The following is a 6,505-nucleotide window of genomic DNA, read 5'->3' on the forward strand; positions in this document are numbered from 1 at the left end:
CGTAGTGGTAGGCCCCGCCCCATCGATAGCCGCCGCCCGTGCCGGCGGCGTGCCAGGCCGTGCCGCCGGGCGTGACGCCGCCGGCGCGCCAGAAGGCGTCGGCCGGCGTCGCGGCGAGCAGGGCGCCGCAGGCGCCGAGGATCAGAAGCTTGCGCATGGCTCTCTCTCCCGTCCGTCGCGCCGGATTAGCGGTGCAGGTTGTGGTCCTCGAGCAGCTTGCGCCAGTCGGCCAGGCTGCGGTCGCAGAAGGCGCGGTCCACCTCATGCGAGGAGCCCGCGCCGAAGGAGCTGGAGAAGCGGAACGCGGCATTGGCGCCCATCTGCGCGATCAGGATGCTGTTGAAGGCCAGCAGGCGCTGCTGCGCTGCCTGGCGCTCGGCTTCCGGCAGGCACTGATAGGCGTGGCCGGCCATCAGGCCGAGATTGACCAGCCCGCGGTCGAGCGAGTCGAGCGTCACCGGCCCGGCCGGCTGCTGGGCCATGGCAGGCAGCGCGAGCAGCATGGACAGGGCGGCAGGCAGCAGGCGTCGCATGGCTGTGGTCCTCCTCCTGGGTGGCGGGGCGTCAGGGCTGCACGGTGAAGGCGAGCGTGCCTTGCACCGTTTCGCTCCCCTCGATTGCAATGACCTCCCAGCGCAACTCGTAAGCGCCGGGCTCCAGCGCGGGCAACATGGCGAACAGCAGGTTCGGCGTGGCCTCCAGCCTGGGGTGCAGCACCTGCACGGGCTGACCACCGCGGAGCACCACCAGCCGGGAGCGGATGTGGTCCACCGGCCGGTCGAAGCGCACGAAGACCTGCGTCGGCGCGCGCGGGACCGTGCCGCCCGCCACCGGCTGTGAGCCGACCAGCCGCGGCGGATCGGCGGCCGCCGCGCGCCGCGCGCCAACCACCAGCGCCGTGACCGCAAGAAGACCGCGCCGTCGCATCGTCATGGGTCCCCTCCCCCTGCGCCGCGCGCCAAACTAGGCCGGGCGGGGCGCTGCCGCGAAGCCGTTTCGCGCACGACGCTGCCGCTCGCCGCCGGCGGACGAGATGTTGTTCACCAGCCCGCCAATCACCCACGGCCCGTCCATGGTCAGCGCGACGAAAGTCGGCCCGCCGCCCCAGACGCTCCTGCCGAGCGCCCGGTCGGTGGTGGTCGGCGCCTGCATCACGGCGCCCGCGCCCCAGATGATGTGCTCCGGCCGCGCCGGCCAGAGGAAGCCGCGATCTGCGTGGCACCCAGCCCGAAGGTGGTGCCCTCGCCCGGCGTCATGGCGGGCGGCGAGATCACCGGCAGGATGGTGCGGGTTATCAGGTTCCAGTTGGCATTCAGGCGAAGTGGGAATGACCGGCTGGATGTTCAGCACGTTCTGGATGTGGTCGTTCGGCCCATAGCCGAAGTTCATGTCGTTCTGGAACGGCAGGCTGATCATGTTGGCGACGGGGTTTTGCGCCGCCCGCGCCAGGGCGACGGCTTCGTGATGCGCCGGCGCGTCCGTCGCCTGCGCCAGCGCGGCCGTGCCGGAGAGCGCGAGGAGAAGGCCGCCCGTGGCGGCGGCACCCAATGTCTTGCGCATGTCCACCCCATGGTCCCGGCCCAGCCGCCGCCGGGAAGGCGACTGCGTTCGGCTGGGATGCGCGCATGTCGCGTCGGTTGCCGCCCGCGCGACGCCAGGATGCCGCAGCGGTGGGCGCGCTGCGCCAGGTCCCGTTATCCCGAACGGGCAAGTTCGAGCATGCGGCCCACCGCGCCGGCCGGACCTCGCCGCACAGCCATGCCGAAGGCGGTCTCGGACGGCGTCTCGCCAAACATCTCGCGATAGTCCTTCGCGAAATAGCCGAGGTGCCAGAAGCCGTGCGACAGCGCGACCGACTTCACCAGCGTCTGGCCCGGCCCGGCCTGCCGCAGCGCGCGCCGTGCCAGGGCCAAACGCCGCAGCTTCAGGTAGGCGGCCGGGCTCATGCCGACGGTGGCGACGAAGGCGTCGTGCAGCTTGCGGCGCGAGACGCCGAGCGCCGCGCAGAGCTCGTCGCGGTAGACCGGCCGGGCGAGATGCTGGCGCAGGAAGTCCTCGGCGCTGCGCAGCACGCGCATCGCCTCCCGCGTGGCGCGGCGCTGCGGGGTCACGGCGGTGCCCGGCGCCAGCGCGCCGGCGACCATCTCGACGAGCGACATCGCAAGGCCCTCGGCGCAGCCCGGCACCTGCAGCGCCGCCGGGGCTTCGTCCACCAGGCGCCTGGCCGCGTCGAAGGCGGCAACCAGTCGTTCGGACGCCGCGGCGGACAAGGTGACCAGGCTCAGCCCGCCCGGCACGCAGACCGGCGCGGGCGCCAGCTCTGCCAGCTCCGCCAGCATCTCGGCCGGCAGCGCGACCGAGCCCCAGTTCTGCGGCGCCGGGCAGGAGACGGCGAAGTCTGTGCCGCCTGGCACCAGGATCGCGTCCCGCCCGACCACGGCCGCGCCATTCGCCGTCGCCCCCCCACCCTGACGGCGCAGCGGCACGATCAGCCCGGCAAGGCCGGGCTGCACGACGCCGCGCGTGATGTGCGCGCTGTCCGTGCCGTGCTGGACGACGAGGTCGCCGAGCATCAGGATTCGCAGCGTGGCGTCGAATGTCGTCCCGTGCACCGGCAGATACTCGAACTGCCCGCCGAGCAGCGAGGCCGCGAAGTCGTCCGGCTCCGTGGTGCGGCGGCTGAAGGCTGCCGCCCTGTGTCCGATGGCGCGAAACACCCGATCCCCCGCACGGCCGGCCGCATCAACGCGGCCAGGACAAATTCCTCACATATCGGCAGGGTAACGGAGCCGGTGCAATTCGCGCGGACCTTAATTGCGGGACAGGCGCGCCGGAGCAGCCCGCGCGGCCGCCGGTACCATGGCTGACTGAACCGGCGTGAAGCCCAGAAAAGCCGTGCTTTCCCGACGCCGGGCCCGCGCGCCGACGCGCCGCCCGACCGGACGGCGCGTCATATTTCGTTACATAATCGATTTCAGATGTATTAGCGCCAGCCGGCACGTTGCATGATGCGCAGCGCCTCCGGACTCAGCGCGGCCATGCGCGCGGCGTTGAGGGGATCCTGGCGGAAGTCGCCCAGGCTGCGCAGGAAGGCGTGCGGCTGCGCATCGGCCACCACCGGATACTCCATGTTGCCGTCCGCGAAGATGGACTGCGCGGGGGCGGAGGAGAGGTATTCCAGGAAGGCCTGCGCGGCGTCCCGGTTGGGCGCGGTGCGCACCACGCCGGCGCCGGAGATGTTCACATGCGTGCCGCGGTCGCCCTGGTTCGGGAACAGCACCGCCATGCGCTCCGCCACGGCACGGTCCTCGGCGCGGGCCGAGCGATGCAGCAGGCCGAGATAGTAGGTGTTGGAGATCGCCAGGCGCCCCTGCCCGGCCGCCACGGCGCGGATCTGGTCGGTGTCGCCGCCCTGCGGCGGGCGCGAGAGGTTCGCCGCGATGCCGCGCGCCCAGGCCTCCGTCGCCTCCGGCCCGTTCGCCGCCAGCACGCTGGCCGTCCAGCCGATGGAATAGATGTTGGAGGAGGAGCGCGTGGACACCATGCCGCGGAACTCGGGCCTCGCCAGGTCCTCGTAGCGCGCCAGGCCGGCGGGCAGGCCCTGCGCCCTGTCATACATCACGACGCGCGCGCGGGTGGAAAAGCCGTACCAGGCGCCGTCCGGGTCGCGCAGATGGGCCGGGATGCGCTGGTCCAGCACGGCGGAGCGGATCGGCAGCAGCACGCCGGCTTCCTGGGCGCGGGCCAGGCGACCGGCATCGACGGTGACCAGCACGTCGGCCGGGCTGTTCGCGCCCTCCGCGCGGATGCGTTCCAGCAGTTGGTCCACATTGGCCTCGATCAGCCGGACGCGCACGCCGGACTGACGGGTGAAGCCGTCATAGAGCTCGCGGTCGGTGTCGTAATGGCGCGAGGAGTAGATCGCCAGCGTGCGATCCTGCGCGCCCGCCAGCCCGGGGGCGAACAGCGCCGCGCCGGCGGCGGCGAGCAGGCTGCGGCGGCGCAGCGTGGCCGGGCGAAGTGTGTCTGGGCGCAGTGTGTCTGGGCGGCGGATTGGCGGGTGCATGGCGGTCTCCTGCGTTCGGTGCGATGGGCTTATCGCAAATGAGAACCATTCGCAAGTCTGCCGCGCCAGACGCACGCCCATGTTGCCCATGCACCGTCCCCTCCGCTACAGCGGGGCCAAGGGGAAACGCGCACGGCCCTAACTCCGGGAGAGCCGCGCCGACCATGAACGCACCTTTCGCCGCGACCGGCCGCCTGCACGGCATGGTGGCGGAGATCCACGCACGGTTGCAGGCCGTGACCGAAGGTGCGGTCGCCACCTACATCCCTGCGCTCGCCGCCGTGCCGCCGGAGCTGTTCGGGATCGCGGTGCTGACCGCGGATGGCGCCTTCGCGGAAGCGGGCGACACGCGCGCGCGTTTCACCATCCAATCCGTCTCCAAGCCCTTCACCTACGCCCTGGCGCTGGACCTGCTGGGGCGCCAGGCGATGCGCCAGGCCGTCGGCGTGCAGCCGATGGCGGAAGCGTTCAATGCGCTGGTGCTGGAGCCCGGGCGCAACCGCCCCTTCAACCCGATGGTCAATGCCGGCGCGATCGCGGTGGCCGGGCAGCTGTGCCAGGCACTCGGCGCCACCGCCTTCGAGCAGGTGCGCGCCTGCCTCTCCGCCGCCGCCGGACGGCAGCTCGATCTGGACGAGGATGTCTATCGGTCGGAGGCCGAGACCGGCCACCGCAACCGCGCGCTCGCCCACCTGCTGCACGGCGCGGGCGTGTTCCGGGTGCCGGCGGAGGAGGCGGTGGACCTCTATTTCCGCCAGTGCGCACTGGCCGTGACGGCGCGCGACCTGGCGGTGATGGGCGCCACCATGGCCAATATCGGCACCAACCCGCTGACCGGCGCCGAGGTGTTCGGGCTGGATGCGGTGCGCGACACGCTCTCCGTCATGTTCACCTGCGGCCTCTATGATGGCGCGGGCGATTGGATCTGCCGCGTCGGCGTGCCGGCCAAGAGCGGCGTTGGCGGCGGGCTGGTCGCGGTGGTGAACCGCCTGCTCGGCATCGGCGTGTTCAGCCCGCGCGTGGATGCCGCCGGCAACCCGGTGCGCGGCCTGCGTGCCTGCGAGGCGCTGGCCGAGGATCTGGGCCTCCATCTGTTCGAGGCCGGCAATCCAGGCTCCCGCCTGCTGCCGCTGCTGGCGCGGTAGTCCGGAAACAAAGGAACGCGGCCGCACCGCCCGGCGATTGCACAAGGACGCATGCATGGCAGGCGTAGGGCGCCCTCACGGCGCCGTGCGCTGATCGTTGCAGCCGGCCGTTGCAACCGGCGGTTCCGTTCGGCTAGACCGAATTCAGCGTCGGCACGATCCCGCGGATCGTGCCGGGTCCGTGTCGGTCGAGGGCGTCGCGGCACCGGGCCCCGCGCGTTCCGCGGGGTAACCCGGCCGCCAGCCCTTGCGTCCAAGGCCGGAGGAGACAGCGAACATGCACGCGGCGACGCAGGTGCCTGCGCCGGCCACGATCCGGTCCACCACCTTCACCACGGACCACCTGCCCGCGTCCCGGCGCCTGGAGGCCTGGAAGGCGGCGTTCAGCCGGCTCAACGCGATCGCCGTGCCGGAGTCCGGGCCCGACGGACCCTCAGTCCGCTACGAGACCTGGCTGCTCGGCCCGATGCTGCTCAGCACCAACCGCATGACGCCGGCCCGTTTCGTGCGCGACCAGCGCCAGGCCCGGCACGACGGGCATGACCACTGGGTCATCCGGGTGCTGCGCGACGGCAGCAACCGCATGATGCTGGGCGACACGCCGCACCAGGTCTCCGCCGGCCAGCCCATCCTCTTCTCGCTGGACCAGAGCTGGACCAGCGAATGGACGGCCTGCGAATGGGTCTCCCTCTGCCTGCCGCGCGACGCCTTCCCCGAGATCTCGGCTGGCCTTGCCGCGCGCGGGAGCGGCGTGCTGTCCGCGCCGGGCGTGCCGGTGCTGGTGGACTACCTCTTCATGCTCCGCGGCCAGATGCGTCACGCCTCCGCCGACAGTGTGCCCGTGCTGGTGGAAGCGACGCGCGGCGTGCTTGCCGCCTGCCTGCTGCGCGACATCCCGCCGGGCAGCCCGGCGGCCGAGACAGTCGGCGCCGTGCAGTTCGAGCGGGTGCGCGGACTCATTCGCCGCCACCTGGCATCCGCCACGCTGAGCGCCGACAGCCTGGCCCGCATGGCCGGCATGTCGCGCTCCGCCCTCTATCGCCTGTTCGAGCCGCATGGCGGGGTGGCGCATTACGTGCAGTCGCAGCGGCTGCGAGCCGCGCACCGGCTGCTCTGCGATCCTGCCCTCTCCGGCGTGCCGATCGCCACACTGGTCGAGCGCGTCGGCTTCTACGACGCCAGCGCCTTCAGCCGCGCCTTCGGCCGCACCTTCGGCTATCCCCCGCGCGAGGCGCGCGCGGCGGCGCTGGCGGGCCTGCGCCCGGCGCCGCGGGCCGCGGCGCCGACGGTCGAG

7 protein-coding genes are annotated in these 6,505 nt (G+C 72.4%); 2 read left to right on the forward strand and 5 right to left on the reverse strand.

The features are described from left to right. Nucleotides 1–185 precede the first annotated feature (185 nt). From OZN99_RS22665 to OZN99_RS22685, 5 genes are all read right to left on the reverse strand, one after another. The gene (locus tag OZN99_RS22665) at nt 186–533 is read right to left on the reverse strand and encodes a hypothetical protein (RefSeq protein WP_270937527.1); all 348 of its coding nucleotides are present in this window, start codon (nt 531–533) and stop codon (nt 186–188) included. A gap of 31 nt (nt 534–564) precedes the next feature. After that, nucleotides 565–933, reverse strand: a complete 369-nt coding sequence (locus OZN99_RS22670) for a copper resistance CopC family protein (RefSeq protein ID WP_270937528.1) — start codon at nt 931–933, stop codon at nt 565–567. Between the two features lie 30 nt (nt 934–963). Beyond that, entirely contained in the window at nt 964–1,566 is a 603-nt protein-coding gene (locus tag OZN99_RS22675; RefSeq protein ID WP_270937529.1) for a hypothetical protein, read from the reverse strand. Between the two features lie 128 nt (nt 1,567–1,694). Next, nucleotides 1,695–2,717, reverse strand: coding sequence for a helix-turn-helix domain-containing protein (locus tag OZN99_RS22680; protein ID WP_270937530.1), 1,023 nt, complete (start codon nt 2,715–2,717; stop codon nt 1,695–1,697). A 266-nt stretch (nt 2,718–2,983) separates the two neighbouring features. After that, entirely contained in the window at nt 2,984–4,066 is a 1,083-nt protein-coding gene (locus OZN99_RS22685) for a Fe(3+) ABC transporter substrate-binding protein (protein ID WP_270937531.1), read from the reverse strand. A gap of 164 nt (nt 4,067–4,230) precedes the next feature. Here OZN99_RS22685 and glsA point away from each other — a divergent pair, with 164 nt between their 5' ends. Together glsA and OZN99_RS22695 are read left to right on the forward strand one after the other, a co-directional pair. Continuing rightward, nucleotides 4,231–5,211 (forward strand): glutaminase A, encoded by a 981-nt coding sequence (glsA, locus tag OZN99_RS22690; protein WP_270937532.1) that lies wholly within the window; start codon nt 4,231–4,233, stop codon nt 5,209–5,211. 277 nt (nt 5,212–5,488) lie between these two features. Further along, nucleotides 5,489–6,505 (forward strand): helix-turn-helix domain-containing protein (locus tag OZN99_RS22695; RefSeq protein WP_270937533.1); only part of this gene is annotated, 1,017 nt, incomplete at its 3' end.

Source organism: Falsiroseomonas oryzae, assembly GCF_027856955.1.
Lineage (GTDB): Bacteria > Pseudomonadota > Alphaproteobacteria > Acetobacterales > Acetobacteraceae > Falsiroseomonas > Falsiroseomonas oryzae.